Below are 14277 nucleotides of genomic sequence, written 5' to 3'. Positions count from 1 at the left end.
ATGCCGGTGCCGGAGGTGGCAGGCCATCTCGCGCCCGACGTCAGCGAAGCGGCAAGCCGCTCCGCCGAGGAGATCGAGACCGCGCGAAAGATCTTCGCCGGCCGGATCGAGTTTCTGAAGTCAGCCCCCGCGCTCCAGTTCATGCCCGATCCGCTGGTGCCCGAAGTCGCTTTTGCCGGCCGCTCCAACGTGGGAAAATCGTCGCTCATCAATGCGCTGACCGGGCGCAAGACGCTGGCGCGCACCTCGGTCACCCCGGGGCGCACGCAGGAGCTGAACTTCTTCGACATCGGCGATCCGCTGCTGTTCCGCCTCGTCGACATGCCCGGCTACGGCTTTGCCAAGGCGCCCAAGGACATTGTCAAGAAATGGCGTTTCCTGGTGAACGACTTCCTGCGCGGGCGTCAGGTGCTGAAGCGTGCGCTGGTGCTGATCGATGCGCGCCACGGCGTGAAGGACGTCGACCGCGAGATCCTGGAGATGCTCGACAAGGCGGCCGTCAGCTACCGCATGGTGCTGACCAAGGCGGACAAGATCAAGGCGACGGAGCTTGCCGAGGTCACGGAACGCACCGTCGCTGAGGCACGCAAGCGCCCCGCCGCGCATCCGGAGATCATCGCCACCTCCGCCGAGAAGGGCATGGGCATCCCCGAACTGCGCGCCGCGGTGATCGAGGCGATCGGCTGACCGATCGCCCCCACCTGCACCCTCAGGCGATCGCTGCGACCTGATACAGGAAATCGGCGAACACGGCGGTCGCCGCATCATAGCCCATCACCTTCGGATTGGTGCTTTCGATCAGCAGATATTCGTCAGGGGCATGGGCGCCATTGCCATGCCCCAGCCCGAACTGTCCCGCGGGTAGCGACACGGGTGCGCCGGTAAAGATATAGCCGGGCCAGCTTCCTGCGAGCCGCGGATAGACCGTCGTCTTCACCCCTGCCCGCTCGCACGTCGCGCGTTCGGCCTTGATCAGCGCCGAGTCCTCCGCCGTCTCGGTCGGGTCGTAGCCACCACCCACCTTGACGGCGATGTCCTTGAACCCGCGCTTGTCCAGATGCGCGCGCACCTTGGCGACGCAATCGGCATAGGTCTGGTTGGGCACCAGCCGGAAATCGAGCTTCGCCGTCGCCCTGGCCGGCAGGATCGTCTTGCCGCCCGGACCGGTATAGCCCGCGACCAGCCCCTCGATATTGACCGTCGGCATCGCCGCCAGCCGCTCCACCGTCGCCTGCCAGCTCTCCTCGCCGATCCACTTCTTCACCCCGGCTTGCCGCAACGCATCGGCCGGATCGCGCACCCGGGCGCTTTCCGCGATTAGCGCCTTCTCGCGCGCGGTCAACGGACGGACCTTGTCGAACCAGCCATCGATCGTCGGCGTATTCCCGTCCTCGGACACCAAGGTGTCGAGCGCCTTGACCAGCCGCCAGGCCGGCGCGTCGATGATCGCCTTCTGGCTGGAATGGATGTCGCGCGTCGGCCCGCGATCCCAACTGTCGGCCGAGGCGATCAGCTCAAGCTCGACGATGCCCTTGGCGCCCAGGTTGATCGTGAAGTCACCCGTGGTGGGGTCCTGCCACATCGCCGGGATGATCACGCCACTGCATTTCTTCAGCGCCACCAGCACCTCGGGCCGCTCGACGATCTGCTTGAAATGAGGCGAGCCGATCTCCTCCTCCCCCTCCGCCACCAGCACCAGATTAACCGGCGGCTTCACGCCGGCGCGCTTGAACGCATGAAGCGCGGCGAGCATCGCGCTTTCCGGCCCCTTCTGGTTCACCGCGCCGCGCCCGACCAGCACCTTGCCCAGCCCCGGCTTGTCGACGATCCGCCCCTCCAGCGGCGGCGAGGTCCATTCCGCCGGGTCGAACTGCTTGACGTCATACATAAAATACAGGCCCAGCGTCTTGGCCGCGCCATTGTCCATCGTGGCGAACACGCCCGGCGCGCCATCGGTGGGAACGATCGTCGCCTGCTGGAACCCGGCATCGCGCGCCATTTGCGCCATCATCGCCGCGCCCTTGTCCATGTCGCGGTTCTCCGCCGCGATCGAGGGCAGCGCGATCCACTGGCGCAGCCGCGCGATCGCTTCGTCATGGCCGGCGGTCACCGCGCGGCGGATCTTGTCCATGTCCCCGCGCTGTGCCGTTGCCGCTCCCGGCGCCAGCAACGCCGCCCCCGCCACTGCGCCGCCCAGCAGCCCGCGCCGATCCGTCTCCATAATCCCCCCTCGTTCTGTTTCGCCCGGCGAATGTTGCACGGGGTCGCGCGCGGCTCTACCCCTTGCAGCTATGAAATTGATCATCGGCAACAAGGCCTATTCCTCCTGGTCGCTGCGAGGCTGGCTCGCCTGCAAGCAGTCGGGCGTCCCGTTCGAGGAAGTCGTGGTGCCGCTCTATGATCAGGATTGGGACAAGCGCCGTGGGGGCGCAGAGTTCGCCCCGTCATCTGGCAAGGTGCCGATCCTGTGGGATGGTGACGCGGTGGTGTGGGACAGCCTCGCCATCATCGAATATCTCGCCGACAAGGTCGGCCGCGACGTGTTCTGGCCCAAGGACGATGCCGCCCGCGCCATGGCCCGCTCAATGGCGGCGGAAATGCATTCCAGCTTCGTCTCGCTGCGCCGCGAGCACAGCATGAACATCCGCCAGATCTATCCGCCCGCACCGCCATCTGCTGGCGTGGTGGCCGATCTCACCCGAATGATGGAATTGTGGGCGCAGGCCCGCGCCCGCTGGGGTGGCGATGGCGAGTTCCTGTTCGGGGAGTTCAACGCCGTCGACATCATGTTCGCGCCTGTCTGCACCCGCATCGTTACCTATTCGCTGCCGGTCGCGCGGTTCGCGCAATCCTATATCGCGGCCGTCCTCGCCCATCCGTTCATGCAGGACTGGATCGCCGGTGCGCAGGAAGAGGATTGGGTGATCGAACAGTTCGAACAGCCGGCCCGGCAATGACCGATGTTCTCGCGCTGGCGCAGGCCTTGCTCGCCTGCGAAAGCGTTACCCCTGCCCGCGGCCCGGTGTTCGACGTGCTTGAGGCGGCCTTGCGCCCGCTCGGCTTCGACGTCGATCGCTTCGTCGTCGGCGAGGCGCCCGACGGCCCGGTCGAAAACCTCCTCGCCGTCCGCGGCAGCGGCGGGCCGCACATCGCCTTTGCAGGCCACCTCGACGTGGTCCCGCCGGGTGACGGCTGGACCAGCGGCGCCTTCGAGCCGGAGGTCCGCGGTGATCTGCTCTATGGCCGCGGCGCCGTTGACATGAAGGGCGCGATCGCCGCCTTCGTCGCGGCCGCATCGCAGGTCGATGGCCTTGGCACCACCAGCCTGCTGATCACCGGCGATGAGGAAGGCCCGGCGATCTACGGCACCCGCGCGTTGATCGATCGCATGGCGACACGCGGCATCCGCCCGGACGCCTGCCTCGTGGGAGAGCCGACCTCGACGACCCGGCTCGGCGACATGATGAAGATCGGCCGGCGAGGATCGGTCAACATCTGGATCGATATCCCGGGCCGCCAGGGCCATGTCGCCTACCCGCACCTCGCCGACAATCCAATCCCGCGGCTCATCGCGGCCTTGGCCGAGATCGAGGGAATCGTGCTGGACGCGGGCACCGACTGGTTCCAGCCGTCCAATATCGAGGTGACCGATATCACCGTTGGCAACCCCTCGACCAACGTGATCCCGGCGCGCGCTACTGCCCGCCTCTCGATCCGCTTCAACGACCTGCACCGGGGCGAGGAGCTGGGGCGACGGATCACCGCCATCGTCCAGCGCCACGCACCCGACGCGATCGTCACACCCAAAGTGTCCGGAGAGGCGTTCCTGACCGAGCCCGGCGCTCTTTCGGCCACCCTCGCCACCTCGATCGAGGCCTGTACCGGGCTGGTGCCCGAACTTTCCACCTCGGGCGGCACGTCGGACGCGCGCTTCCTCGCTGCGGTCTGCCCGGTGGTGGAATTCGGCCTGCTCAACGCGACCATGCACAAGCTTGATGAGGCGGTATCGGTGGCCGACCTCCACACGCTGACCAGCATCTACGCCGACTTCCTCCAACGGAGCTTCGCCCGCTAGCGCCGACGCCCAAAACGACAAAGGCCTCCCCGGATCCGATCCGGGGAAGCCTTTGACAATGTCCGCTAAGGACGCGTGAGCGAACCGCCCTTAGGCAGCATGCTCCGCCAGAACGGTCAGGCCGTTGGCGTTCACTTCAGCAAAGCCGCCGCGAATGGCGATCGTTTCCGGCGCGGCGCCCGCGGTCTTCTGGACCAGCAGATTGCCGTCGCGGATCGTCGACATCAGCGGTGCATGGCCTTCCAGCACGCCGAAGTCGCCTTCGGTGCCGGGAACGGTGACCATGTACACGCTCTCGCTGCGGACGAGGCGTTCAGGCGTGACGAGTTCGAAGTGCAGCATTTCTTCTTCTCACTCCCTTCCACCCGGGAAGGGGCTGGGAGGACCGGGCGGTCGGGGTCGATCCTCAGATCAATCCCCGCCCTGCGGCCCTCCTGTTAGGCAGGAGGGAAACGTGCTTACGCTTCCTGCGCCAGCTTCTCGGCCTTGGCGACGACTTCGTCGATGCCGCCGACCATGTAGAAGGCTGCTTCCGGCAGGTGATCGTACTCCCCGTTCACCACCGCCTTGAAGCTGCGCACCGTGTCCTCGATCTGCACGAACTTGCCCGGGATGTTGGTGAACACCTCGGCGACGTGGAACGGCTGGCTGAGGAAACGCTGGATCTTGCGGGCGCGGCTGACGGTCAGCTTATCCTCTTCGGACAGTTCGTCCATGCCAAGGATGGCGATGATGTCCTGCAGCGACTTGTACTTCTGCAGGATCGTCTGCACGGCGCGCGCCGTCTCGTAATGCTCCTGGCCGACAACGCGCGGCTCGAGAACGCGGCTGGTCGAATCGAGCGGGTCCACCGCCGGATAGATGCCGAGTTCAGAGATCGCGCGGTTAAGCACGGTCGTCGCGTCCAAGTGGGCGAACGAGGTCGCCGGCGCCGGGTCGGTAAGGTCGTCCGCGGGGACGTACACGGCCTGCACCGAGGTGATCGAACCCTTGTTGGTCGACGTGATGCGCTCCTGCAGCGCGCCCATGTCGGTCGACAGAGTCGGCTGATAGCCCACGGCCGACGGAATACGGCCGAGCAGTGCCGACACTTCCGCGCCCGCCTGGGTGAAGCGGAAGATGTTGTCGACGAAGAACAGCACGTCCTGGCCCTCAACGTCACGGAAGTATTCCGCGATGGTCAGGCCCGACAGAGCGACGCGGGCACGCGCGCCCGGCGGCTCGTTCATCTGGCCGAACACCAGCGCCACCTTCGACCCTTCGGTCGTCGGGTTGCCGTCGGCATCCTTGGCGATAACGCCCGCGTCGAGGAACTCGTGGTACAGATCGTTGCCCTCGCGGGTACGCTCACCGACGCCCGCGAACACCGACGTGCCGCCATGGCCCTTCGCGATGTTGTTGATCAGCTCCTGGATCAGCACGGTCTTGCCGACGCCGGCGCCGCCGAACAGGCCGATCTTGCCGCCCTTTGCATAAGGCGCGAGCAGGTCGATCACCTTGATGCCGGTGACCAGGATCGAGCTTTCGGTCGACTGGTCGATGAACTCCGGCGCCTTGGCGTGGATCGGCGCGTGATGCTCCGAGTTGACCGGGCCGCGCTCGTCGATCGGCTCACCGACGACGTTCAGGATGCGGCCGAGCGTTGCCGGGCCGACCGGCACGGTGATCTGCGCGCCGGTGTCGGTCACGCTCTGGCCGCGGGTCAGGCCCTCGGTCGAATCCATCGCGATCGTGCGGACGGTGTTCTCACCCAGGTGCTGGGCGACTTCGAGCACCAGGCGCTGGCCGTTGTTGCTCGTCTCCAGCGCCGACAGGATCGCCGGCAGGTGGGTGTCGAACGTCACGTCGACCACCGCGCCGATCACCTGGCTGATGCGGCCCACATTGTTGCTGCCCGAAGTGGTCGGGCGATCCTCGAGGACGGTGGCCATCTTGCTTCTACCTTCTTCGTCGTGCCTGCGGGTGCAGGATTGTGTCGTTGGTCGTCGTGCGGGGCGTTGCGGCGGCTCAGCTAGCCGTCGGGTCGGTCCCGTTCAATATAGGGTCGCCGGGCGTGAAGGTCACAGCCAGCAACCGATCCTTGTCGGTCGTCTCGCGATCAACGGCGTAGCGCGCACCGCCCGGCACCGTGCCGGTCGCGCTCGCTTCGCCATGGATCGCCTTCACCGCCTGGTCGCCACCGGCCACGCCAAGCTGGGTAAGCGCCTGGCTCATCCACTTGTCGAACTGGTCGCGCGCCTGCTGGTCGTTCGACGCAAGCGGCTCGACCAGCGTGAAGGTGACTCGCGACAGCTTCTTCTCGCCTCCGGCGGCGACGAACATCGCCATCACCGGGTTGGGCGCCGACGGATCGGTCATCGCCGTTGGCACGGCCTCCGATCGCCATTCGCCACCGACCTTCTCATATGCGCCGGGGCGAAGCCCGATGCGTGCGAAATGGTCGATCGAGCTTGCCGGATCGTCGAACACCCCTTGCCAGGTTCCCCCGGCAAGATTGGGCGAGACGAAGCTGTTGTTGTAAGCCGCCTCTGCCGTGTCATTCCCGGCAGGCGCGCCGGAGCAACCCGCCAGGGCAAGCGTCGCCGCCGCCAGCAGGATGCCCGCCTTCATCACAGGGCTTCGGCGCCCGAGATGATCTCGACCAGCTCGGTCGTGATCGCGGCCTGACGTGCGCGGTTGTACTGGATCGACAGCCGCTTGATCATGTCGCCGGCGTTGCGCGTCGCATTGTCCATGGCGGTCATGCGGCTGCCCTGCTCGGACGCGGCATTTTCCTGCATGGCGCGGAACACCTGAATCGCGACGTTGCGCGGCAGCAACTCGGCGAGGATCGCTTCCTCGTCGGGCTCGTACTCCACCGCCGCATCGCCATCGTTGGCGGTATCGACGGCAACCGTCGGCACCGACACCGGAATGATCTGCTGCCCGGTCGGGATCTGCACCAACGCCGACTGGAACTTGGCGTAGAACAGATGCGCGACGTCGAACTCGCCCACCTCGAAGCGTGCGATCAGATCGTCGGCAACTTCGCGCGCCTGGTCGAAACCAAGCACCTTGTGCTGCCCGAGTTCATGATCGGCCAGGATCGCGTCCGGGTAGAAACGGCGCAGAACGCGCCCCTTCTTGCCCGCGAGATAGAAGCGGACCGTCTTGCCCTGGCTTTCGAGCTCCTCGGCCTTCTTGCGCGCGGCGCGAACGATGTTCGTGTTGAACGCGCCCGCCAGGCCGCGCTCCGACGTCGCGACGACGAGCAGGTGCACCTGGTCCTTGCCGGTGCCCGCGAGCAGCTTGGGGCTGTTCTCGCTGACCGTCACCTTGGACGCGAGGCTGGACATCACCGCCTCCAGCCGCTCCGCATAGGGGCGACCGGCGATCGCCGCTTCCTGCGCACGGCGCAGCTTCGCGGCGGCGACCATCTTCATCGCCTTGGTGATCTTCTGCGTCGACTTCACTGAGCCGATGCGGATCTTGAGGGCCTTGAGGCTTGCCATTCTAGTTCTTCACCGTCCCCTCACCCGTCATGCCGCGCCTGCGCGGCCTCCCGCCTGTTCCTGCCGTGGCAGCAGCGGGACCCCGGCCTGACGCCGGGGTGACGCGATGTGTTGCCCTATCCGTTACGCGAACGTCTTGGCGAAAGCGTCGAGCGCCGCGACGACCTGGCCCTTGGCCTCGTCGCCCAGATCGCGCGTATCGCGGATCTTCGCCAGCGTCGCGCCATGCTGGTCGCGCATGAAGGCCAGCATCGCCGCCTCGTAACGGACCACGTCCTGCACCGCGACATTGTCGAGATAGCCGTTGGTGCCGGCAAAGATCGACACCGTCTGCTCCTCGAACGGCAGCGGCGAGAACTGCGGCTGCTTCAGCAGCTCGGTCAGGCGCGCGCCACGGTTCAGCAGCTTCTGGGTCGATGCGTCGAGGTCCGAACCGAACTGAGCGAAGGCCGCCATCTCGCGGTACTGCGCCAGCTCCAGCTTGATCGAGCCCGACACCTTCTTCATCGCCTTGGTCTGCGCGGCCGAGCCGACGCGGCTCACCGACAGACCGACGTTGATCGCCGGGCGGATGCCCGCAAAGAACAGGTCGGTTTCGAGGAAGATCTGGCCGTCGGTGATCGAGATCACGTTGGTCGGGATGTAGGCCGACACGTCGCCCGCCTGCGTCTCGATGATCGGCAGCGCGGTCAGCGAGCCACCGCCATTGGCGTCGTTCATCTTCGCCGCACGCTCCAGCAGGCGCGAGTGGAGATAGAACACGTCGCCGGGATAGGCTTCACGGCCCGGCGGACGGCGCAGCAGCAGCGACATCTGACGATAAGCGACTGCCTGCTTGGAAAGGTCGTCGAACACGATCACGGCGTGCATGCCGTTGTCGCGGAAGAACTCGCCCATCGCGGTGCCGGTGTACGGCGCCAGGAACTGCAGCGGCGCCGGGTCCGAAGCGGTCGCGGCGATGATGATGGAATATTCCATCGCGCCATTCTCTTCCAGCGTGCGGACGAGCTGCGCGACGGTCGAACGCTTCTGGCCCACTGCGACATAGACGCAGTACAGCTTCTTCGATTCGTCGTCGCCCTTGTTCACTTCACGCTGGTTGATGAACGTGTCGATCGCGATCGCCGACTTGCCGGTCTGACGGTCACCGATGATCAGCTCGCGCTGGCCACGGCCAACCGGCACCAGCGCGTCGATCGCCTTCAGGCCGGTCTGCACCGGCTCATGCACCGACTTGCGCGGGATGATGCCCGGCGCCTTCACCTCGACGCGGCGGCGCTCGGCAGCCACGATCGGGCCCTTGCCGTCGATCGGGTTGCCCAGGCCATCGACCACGCGGCCCAGCAGGCCCTTGCCGACCGGCACGTCCACGATGGTGCCGGTACGACGAACGGTGTCGCCTTCCTTGATCTCGGCGTCCGAGCCGAAGATCACGACGCCGACGTTGTCGGCTTCGAGGTTGAGGGCCATGCCCTGCACGCCATTGGCGAACTCGACCATCTCGCCCGCCTGGACGTTGTCGAGGCCATAGATGCGCGCAATGCCGTCACCGACGCTGAGCACCTGGCCAGTCTCGCTGACCTGGGCCTCGGTGCCGAAGTTGGCGATCTGGTCCTTGATGACCTTGGAGATTTCTGCGGCGCGAATATCCATTGTTCTTAGCCCTTCATCGCGCTGGCGAGCGCATTCAAGCGGGTACGGATCGACGAATCGATCATCTGGGAGCCGACGCGGACGACAAGTCCGCCAAGCAGCGCAGGATCGACCGACAGCTCGACCGACACCTCGCGGCCGACGCGCTGGCGCAGCTGCTGCTTCAGTTCGGTGACCTGATCGTCGGTCAGCGGGTGCGCGCTGGTGACGTCAGCGGTGACTTCGCCGCGGTGATGCGCGGCAAGCATGCGAAAGGCGCGAATGATCGCGGGCAGCTGCGCCAGCCGGCGATTCTGCGCCAGCACGCCCAGGAAGTTGCGCGTGACGGGATCAACGCCGAGCTCGTCGGCGGTCGCCAGCACAGCCTTTCCTGCCGCGTCGCGCGCCACGACCGGCGAGGTCGTCAACGCCTTGAAATCGTCCGACTGATCCAGTGCGGCCCGAACCTTTGCCAGGCTCGCCTCCACCGTATCGATCGTCTTCGCCTGTTCGGCGAGGTCAAACAGCGCAGTCGCATACCGACCGCCCAGGCTCGCCTGGATGCTGCCACCTAGATTACCGCTGGAACCATCCACGCGAGTCGAATCCCCGTTCGCACTAAGGTTAAACCCCCATGCGAAAACACGACGCGCTAACGGCGCCGACGCTTGGGTTGGCCGCCGCGTAGCAAAGGGGTAGCGTGGATGCAACAATCGGAAACGGACGGATTGCGATGCTTGATGGCCCGACGGGCAAGATGATGCGCATGACGATGAGCGACGGCGCCGACATCGCGGTCTATCACGTCGCTCCCGCGGGCGAGCGGCGCGGCGGGGTCGTGCTGGTGCAGGAAATCTTTGGCGTCACCGATCACATCCGCGACATGGCCGATGATTATGCCGCCGAGGGATATGAAGTGCTCGCCCCCGCGCTGTTCGACCGCGAGCATCCGGGGTTCGAGGCGGACTATACCGGCCCCGGCTTCGAACGCGCCGTGGAGCTGGCGCGCACGCTTCACCCGTTCGACCTGTCACTGAAGGACACGCAAAGCTGCATCGACCGTCTCAAGGACCAGGGGCCGGTGTTCGTGGTTGGCTATTGCTACGGTGGCTCCGTCGCCTGGGCGGCCGCGACGAAGCTCGACGATGTGGCCGCCGCCTCGGCCTATTATGGCAGCATGATTCCCGCCTTCGCCGCGGAAGCCGCCCCACGCGTTCCCGTTATCGCGCACTTCGGCCGCTATGATCGCGGCATCCCGATGGAGGGCGTCGAGGCGACAATCGCCTGCGCGCATCCGCTCGCCGAAGTTCATGTCTATGAGGCCGAGCACGGCTTCAACTCCGACCGGCGCAAGGATTATCACGAGCCCTCGGCCGAACTCGCGCGCGACCGGACGCTGACCCTGTTCCGCGAAACCGCCGGCTGATCAGCCCCAATCAGGGGCCGCGCGCCCTGCCGCCCCGGCAGAAGGTCAGCGGCGGCCGGGCGCGCCGCTCACGGCTGCTCGGTCGTCGCTTCCGTTTTTACCTCGCCGACCGCGCGGATTTCGCTCCCCGACTTTCCCGCTTCGATTGCGGTCAGCATGGCCAACGCCGGATTATCCTCGGGCGCGTGGGGATGATAGGCGACCGGCCGCAACAGCCGCTTGGCCTCGGCCCACTCCTTTGCCTCGATCCGCGCCACTGCCGCGGCCATCCTGACCCCCCAATCCTGCGGTGTCAGTTCCTGCGCGCGGTACAGCCCCTTGATCGCCGACGGCGTCGGCTCGCGCTCCTGCATCTGGAAACTCAGCCAGAACCACCAGAGCGGCTCGGCATCGTCCGGATCGCTGCGGTTGGCCGCGATGATGCTGCGGCGGGCGCGGTCCCACTGCGCGGCATCCTTGACATTGCCCTGCTTCAACTGGCGCAGCAGTGCCGCGCCGCGATACATATGCGCCTGGACGGATCGGGCATCCCGCGCGATCGCCTGGTCCGCCGCCGCCACCGCCGCGTCATATTGCTCGGCATCAAAGGCCATTTCGGCCAGCCATCCCTGAACCAGCGCGTCATCGGCATATTTGGCGGCGATCGGCGCCGCCCTGGCGTACAGCTTCGCCGCCTCCGTCTTGGTGACGCCACGTATCGATCGCATCCGCAGGTCGATCATGTCCGCTTCGCCCGCTGACAAACGCCGCACACGGGCCGCCGGCAACACATTCCCATCGTACATCATGGTCATGGCCGGCATCCGCGAGCCGGCAAGGTACCGGTCCACCTCGATCGACAATGCGCCAAGATCGCCGAATGACTGTTCGGCCGCCGCCACGCTTGGCGTGCCGCTATTCAGCAGCCTCAGATATTGCTGGAACTGCCGGTACCGCTCGGGCTTGAACGTCAGGTAATGGGTGAGCAACCAGCCACGCCCATAGAACGCGTCCTGCCGCTCGGCGCTGCCCAGCCGCGATCGCAGCGTCGGATCGAACATCTCCGGCACCCGAAAGCGCTGGCCCTGGAACAGCCCACGGGCGCGGTGCTGCGCCGGGACGCCGATCTGCGCCGAATCGTCCTTGATCCGCATCGTCGACGCGAACTCGGCGAAGCCTTCGGTGTACCAGGCGGGAAAGGCCAGGTCGTAGGACGCGAACATGAAATGGTGCGCATATTCGTGGAACAGCACCATCTGCCCGATGCCATTGTCACCGAACGACGACGCCTTGCCGCTGAACGCGATCGATCCACTCACCCGCGTTTGGTAGAAGCCTCCGACATTCTGGCATCCGCACAGCGATCGCACCTGCGAATCATCGATCAGAAAGACGGTGACCTTGCGCGACGCAATCTCGGGCTCGTCCTGCACCTTGGCGAACCGGCGCAGCCCCCAGTCGAGCCGTTCCAGCGCCTCCGACTGGCGCCGAATCATCTTCTCGCTAGTGTCCGAATACAGCACGAAGTGCCGCGACGACGCCTCCAGCCATTCGGCTGCGGCAGGCGTCGCCGCCAGGATCGCACCGCACAGTGCGGCCAGTTTCCCCCAGGTCATCCATCCCCCGTTTTCATCCCCGTTCCATGAACTTAGCGGGGATATTTGGGAAGAAAAGCGCTATTGCGACCGCCCCCGGGCCTGTACCGCCGCGCGCCGTGCCTCGACCGCTTCCGGCGTCACCGCCCGGTTCGCCGCCGACGAGCGTTCATGCTCCAGCGTCATTGCCTCGCCGAACGGCCGCGCAAACCCATCGTCGATCAGCTTCTTGTACGCCGCGATGAAGCCTGCATCGGCAGAGGCAATGTCCGCCGCCAGCTTGCGCGCCGTCGCCAGCAGGTCACCCGCCGGCACCACGCGATTGACCAGCCCCCAGCGCTCGGCGGTCGCCGCGTCGATGAAATTGCCGCTCAGCGACAATTCCTTGGCCCGCGAAATGCCGATCAGCCGCGACAGTTTCTGGCTCAGCCCCCAGCCCGGCATCACGCCGACCCGCGCATGGGTGTCGGCAAAGCGCGCATTCTCGCTCGCAATCAGGATGTCGCATGCCAGCGCCACCTCGAACCCGCCGGTGATCGCCACCCCGTTTATCGCGCCGATCACCGGCTTGCGGCACAGTTCGATCGCCTTGACCGGGTTCTCGTCCGCGCCGCGCGCATTGGCGGAGCCGAGTGCGCCGGCCTGCGATCCCAGCTCCTTCAGGTCCAGCCCGGCGGTAAACGCGCGCTCGCCCGCCCCCGTCAGCACCACCGCCCGCACATCATCATCGGCGTCGACCTGTTTCATCACCGCGTAGAGGCGCGCCCGCAGCGCGGTCGACAGCGCGTTCATCGCCCCCGGCCGGTTCAGCGTCACCGTCGCCACGCCATCGGCCACGTCCAGCAAGACCAGATCGTCCATTCACCCTCTCCCGTTTCCTTGTTCTGTTTTGATCGCAAGCCATGGGATGCCTGCGTCCGCGCGGTGTCGTACATCAGGGTCATGAGCGATGCCATCGACACCGACGCCGCTTGGGCCGCCTTTGCCAGCCGCGATCGGGGCGCCGACGGCCGGTTCGTGGTAGCGGTGCGCACCACCGGCATCTATTGCCGGCCAAGCTGCCCCGCCCGGCACCCCCGGCGCGAGAATGTGTCCTTCTACCCCGCCCCCGATCAGGCGCGCGCGGCCGGCTATCGCGCCTGCATGCGCTGCCGCCCGGACGAGATCGCCCGCGATCGCCTCGCCGTCGCCCGCGCACTGACGCTGCTCGACACGGCTGAGGTTCCGCCGCCACTGGAAGAACTCGCCGCCACCGTCGGCTACGCCCCGCACCATTTCAACCGCCTGTTCAAGCGCGCGACCGGCGTGACGCCCGCCGCTTATGCGCGCGGGCTGAAGGCAAGCCGCGCCGCCGAGGCACTCGCCGCCGGCGCCTCCGTCACGACGGCCATCTACGAGGGCGGCTATTCCGCGCCGAGCCGCTTCTACGACCACGCCGCCCCACGGCTCGGCATGAGCCCCAGCGCCTGGAGCCGCGGCGGCGCCGGCGTCACGATCCGCTGGACCATCGCGGCGACCAGCCTTGGCCCCCTGCTGGTCGCCGCCACCGACCGCGGCATCTGCCGCCTCGCCTTTGACACCGGGCCGGACGACCTCGACCGCCGGTTCCCCAAGGCGCAGATCATCCCCGGAGACACGACGCTCGCCCACCTCGCCCAAGAGGTCGTCGCGCTTGTCGAATCCCCCGCCCGTGACCACAACCTGCCGCTCGACGTGCGCGGCACCGCCTTTCAGGAGGCGATCTGGCAGGCATTGCGCACCATCCCGCCCGGCGAGACGCGCAGCTATGCCGATCTCGCGGCGCTCGCCGGCCGGCCCGGAGCGGTACGGGCCGCGGGAAGCGCGTGCGGCGCCAACCACGTCCCCATCCTCATCCCCTGCCACCGAGTCACCCGCAGCGACGGGGCAACTGGCGGCTACGCCTTTGGCCCCGAGCGCAAACAGGCGCTGCTTGCCCGGGAAAAAGACACCGCCACCGCCCGCGCCCCATCGCGCGACTGATCCCGCCAGACGCCCGTAATTAGGCAAATATAAAGCCTTGCCGCTTACCAATTCTCCGGTGTTAGCAGGACGGATGGC

General features: G+C 66.6%; 14 protein-coding genes. 5 read left to right on the top strand and 9 right to left on the bottom strand.

The genetic code is table 11. The features are described from left to right. On the top strand, positions 1–687 hold the full coding sequence (gene yihA / locus ACH0BU_RS12640) for a ribosome biogenesis GTP-binding protein YihA/YsxC (RefSeq protein ID WP_500264135.1): 687 nt from the start codon (positions 1–3) through the stop codon (positions 685–687). Between the two features lie 22 nt (positions 688–709). On the opposite strand, the gene ACH0BU_RS12635 is transcribed toward yihA, so the two are convergent. Continuing rightward, positions 710–2221, bottom strand: coding sequence for a M20/M25/M40 family metallo-hydrolase (locus ACH0BU_RS12635; RefSeq protein ID WP_500264114.1), 1512 nt, complete (start codon positions 2219–2221; stop codon positions 710–712). Positions 2222–2291: 70 nt separating this feature from the next. Between ACH0BU_RS12635 and ACH0BU_RS12630 the strand changes: the two genes are divergently transcribed. Continuing rightward, positions 2292–2957, top strand: a complete 666-nt coding sequence (locus ACH0BU_RS12630) for a glutathione S-transferase family protein (protein ID WP_046410213.1) — start codon at positions 2292–2294, stop codon at positions 2955–2957. After that, on the top strand, positions 2954–4075 hold the full coding sequence (gene dapE, locus ACH0BU_RS12625; RefSeq protein ID WP_125944500.1) for a succinyl-diaminopimelate desuccinylase: 1122 nt from the start codon (positions 2954–2956) through the stop codon (positions 4073–4075). Before ACH0BU_RS12630 ends, dapE begins: the two co-directional genes overlap by 4 nt. A 90-nt stretch (positions 4076–4165) precedes the next feature. On the opposite strand, the gene ACH0BU_RS12620 is transcribed toward dapE, so the two are convergent. The 6 genes from ACH0BU_RS12620 to ACH0BU_RS12595 form a co-directional block, all read right to left on the bottom strand. Further along, positions 4166–4417: an ATP synthase F1 subunit epsilon gene (locus ACH0BU_RS12620; RefSeq protein WP_046410211.1), complete on the bottom strand. Its 252-nt coding sequence runs from the start codon at positions 4415–4417 to the stop codon at positions 4166–4168. Between the two features lie 116 nt (positions 4418–4533). Beyond that, entirely contained in the window at positions 4534–6006 is a 1473-nt protein-coding gene (gene atpD / locus ACH0BU_RS12615) for a F0F1 ATP synthase subunit beta (protein WP_046410209.1), read from the bottom strand. A gap of 76 nt (positions 6007–6082) precedes the next feature. Then, positions 6083–6685, bottom strand: a complete 603-nt coding sequence (locus ACH0BU_RS12610) for a hypothetical protein (protein ID WP_500264113.1) — start codon at positions 6683–6685, stop codon at positions 6083–6085. After that, on the bottom strand, positions 6685–7566 hold the full coding sequence (locus ACH0BU_RS12605; RefSeq protein WP_500264112.1) for a F0F1 ATP synthase subunit gamma: 882 nt from the start codon (positions 7564–7566) through the stop codon (positions 6685–6687). The genes ACH0BU_RS12610 and ACH0BU_RS12605 overlap by 1 nt, the downstream gene beginning before the upstream one ends. A 123-nt stretch (positions 7567–7689) precedes the next feature. Beyond that, positions 7690–9219, bottom strand: a complete 1530-nt coding sequence (atpA, locus tag ACH0BU_RS12600) for a F0F1 ATP synthase subunit alpha (protein WP_046410204.1) — start codon at positions 9217–9219, stop codon at positions 7690–7692. A 5-nt stretch (positions 9220–9224) separates the two neighbouring features. Then, positions 9225–9794, bottom strand: a complete 570-nt coding sequence (locus ACH0BU_RS12595) for a F0F1 ATP synthase subunit delta (RefSeq protein ID WP_046410203.1) — start codon at positions 9792–9794, stop codon at positions 9225–9227. Between the two features lie 137 nt (positions 9795–9931). Here ACH0BU_RS12595 and ACH0BU_RS12590 point away from each other — a divergent pair, with 137 nt between their 5' ends. After that, a complete protein-coding gene (locus ACH0BU_RS12590; RefSeq protein ID WP_500264111.1) occupies positions 9932–10624 on the top strand; it encodes a dienelactone hydrolase family protein in 693 nt (230 codons plus the stop codon). Positions 10625–10692: 68 nt separating this feature from the next. Here the strand turns inward: ACH0BU_RS12590 and ACH0BU_RS12585 are convergent, their stop codons facing one another. After that, positions 10693–12219: a hypothetical protein gene (locus ACH0BU_RS12585; protein ID WP_500264110.1), complete on the bottom strand. Its 1527-nt coding sequence runs from the start codon at positions 12217–12219 to the stop codon at positions 10693–10695. Positions 12220–12279: 60 nt separating this feature from the next. After that, a complete protein-coding gene (locus ACH0BU_RS12580) occupies positions 12280–13059 on the bottom strand; it encodes an enoyl-CoA hydratase (protein ID WP_136451693.1) in 780 nt (259 codons plus the stop codon). Positions 13060–13140: 81 nt separating this feature from the next. Here ACH0BU_RS12580 and ada point away from each other — a divergent pair, with 81 nt between their 5' ends. Continuing rightward, on the top strand, positions 13141–14199 hold the full coding sequence (gene ada / locus ACH0BU_RS12575; RefSeq protein WP_500264109.1) for a bifunctional DNA-binding transcriptional regulator/O6-methylguanine-DNA methyltransferase Ada: 1059 nt from the start codon (positions 13141–13143) through the stop codon (positions 14197–14199). Positions 14200–14277: the final 78 nt, after the last annotated feature.

The sequence above is a fragment of the Sphingomonas olei genome (genome assembly GCF_045369765.1).
GTDB lineage: Bacteria > Pseudomonadota > Alphaproteobacteria > Sphingomonadales > Sphingomonadaceae > Sphingomonas > Sphingomonas panaciterrae.
Note: the sequence above shows the minus strand (reverse complement) of the source record. Positions and strands in the feature narration are given on the sequence as shown.